Below are 2,226 nucleotides of genomic sequence, written 5' to 3'. Positions count from 1 at the left end.
GCCTTCCCCCACCCGCCCCAGCCTAACGGCCACGGAGCGCGGTGTGGATCTCACTGCGGGTTTCCTGTGATCGATCGGGGAAAACGTCCGGCTGCGGGTCCGCCCCGGCGAACCCGCAGCCGGATGACGTCCCGGGCGGTCGACGCGCCGCCGCGCCCACAGGGGGAACCGTGCCGACCCGCCGCGGCGGGACCGGGTGACCCGGTCCCGCCGCGCCCGGCCGTTGGGGACGACCCGCGGGGTGGTCAGAGGTACTGACCGGTGTTGGCCACCGTGTCGATGGACCGACCGGTGTCCGCTCCCTGCTTCCCGGTGACCAGCGTCCGGATGAAGACGATGCGCTCGCCCTTCTTCCCGGAGATGCGGGCCCAGTCGTCGGGGTTGGTGGTGTTGGGCAGGTCCTCGTTCTCCTTGAACTCGTCCACGCAGGCGGCGAGCAGGTGGGAGACGCGCAGCCCCTTGCGGTTGTGGTCGAGGAAGTCCTTGATCGCCATCTTCTTCGCCCGGTCCACGATGTTCTGGATCATGGCTCCCGAGTTGAAGTCCTTGAAGTACAGGACCTCCTTGTCACCGTTGGCGTAGGTGACCTCCAGGAAGCGGTTCTCCTCGGACTCGGCGTACATCTTCTCGACCACGGTCTGGATCATGGCGTCGATCGCCGCCTCGCGGCTGCCGCGGTGCTCGTCCAGGTCGTCCGCGTGGATCGGCAGTCGCGGTGTGAGGTACTTCGAGAAGATGTCCCGGGCGGCCTCGGCGTCCGGGCGCTCGATCTTGATCTTCACATCGAGTCGTCCCGGGCGCAGGATCGCCGGGTCGATCATGTCCTCCCGGTTGGAGGCGCCGATGACGATGACGTTCTCCAGCCCCTCCACGCCGTCGATCTCGGAGAGCAGCTGCGGGACGATGGTGTTCTCCACGTCCGAGCTGACCCCGGAACCGCGGGTGCGGAAGAGGGAGTCCATCTCGTCGAAGAAGACGATGACGGGCGTGCCCTCGCTCGCCTTCTCCCGGGCACGCTGGAAGACCAGTCGGATGTGCCGCTCGGTCTCGCCGACGTACTTGTTGAGCAGTTCGGGGCCCTTGATGTTGAGGAAGAAGCTCTTGCCGGCGGGCTTGCCGGTGACCTCCGCGACCTTCTTGGCCAGGGAGTTGGCGACCGCCTTGGCGATGAGCGTCTTCCCGCAGCCGGGCGGACCGTAGAGCAGGACGCCCTTGGGCGGGCGCAGCTCGTGCTCGCGGAAGAGGTCGGGGTGGAGGTAGGGCAGCTCGACCGCGTCGCGGATCAGCTCGATCTGCCCTCCCAGGCCGCCGATCCGGGTGTAGTCGATGTCCGGGACCTCCTCGAGCACCAGCTCCTCGACCTCGGCCTTCGGGATGACCTCGAAGACGTAGCCGGAACGGGGCTCGAGCAGCAGGGCGTCACCGGCCCGGATGGTGGCGGAGATCAGCGGCTCGGCGAGCCGCACCACCTTCTCCTCGTCGGTGTGCCCGACCACCAGGGCTCGCTCGCCGTCCTCCAGGACCTCCTTGAGGGTGACGATCTCACCGGCGCGCTCGAACTCCATGGCCTCGACCACGTTGAGCGCCTCGTTGAGCATCACCTCCTGGCCCCGGCGCAGCTCCTCCACCTCGATGGACGGGCTGACGTTCACCCGGAGCTTGCGCCCCCCGGTGAAGATGTCGGCGGTGCCGTCCTCGTTCGCGGTCAGGAAGACCCCGAAGCCGGCGGGGGGCTGCGCCAGACGGTCGACCTCCTCCTTGAGGGCGACGATCTGGTCACGGGCCTCCCGGAGGGTGGCCGCCAGTCGTTCGTTCTGGGCGGTGACCCCGGCCAGACTCGTCTGCAGCTCGACGATGCGTTCCTCGAGCACCCGGCTGTGTCTCGGGGAATCCGCCAGCTTGCGGCGCAGGACTGTGATCTCCTGCTCCAGGTCGGCGGCCTGCGGGATCGGGTCCTCCGATCCGCGACCGGGCCGGATACCGCGGTTGGTGTCGTCGTCATGGGATGCCACGGTCCTCACCTCCTCCAAGGGGAGCTGGACGCTTCCAGACCCTACCTGGACCGGTGGCGATCGAAACCCCTGATCGTCGAGACGATCGGGGTGTGTCCGATCTTCACCCGTGCGCGCTCCCTCACGCCAGTGGATACCCGGGACGGGCCCCGTCCACCCCGGGCGCCGTCCGGGGCCCGCGCCCCGGGCCCCGGACGTGCGGGGTGTTCCCCCC

1 protein-coding gene is annotated in these 2,226 nt (G+C 68.8%); it reads right to left on the bottom strand.

Going from position 1 to position 2,226, the window contains the following annotated elements; translation table 11 throughout:
- Positions 1-245: 245 nt before the first annotated feature.
- The gene (arc, locus tag FNQ90_RS20345) at positions 246-2,012 is read right to left on the bottom strand and encodes a proteasome ATPase (RefSeq protein WP_143617224.1); all 1,767 of its coding nucleotides are present in this window, start codon (positions 2,010-2,012) and stop codon (positions 246-248) included.
- Between the last annotated feature and the right edge of the window lie 214 nt (positions 2,013-2,226).

The sequence above is a fragment of the Streptomyces alkaliphilus genome, from assembly GCF_014141535.1.
GTDB lineage: Bacteria > Actinomycetota > Actinomycetes > Streptomycetales > Streptomycetaceae > Streptomyces > Streptomyces alkaliphilus.
This window is presented reverse-complemented; position numbering and strand designations above follow the sequence as displayed.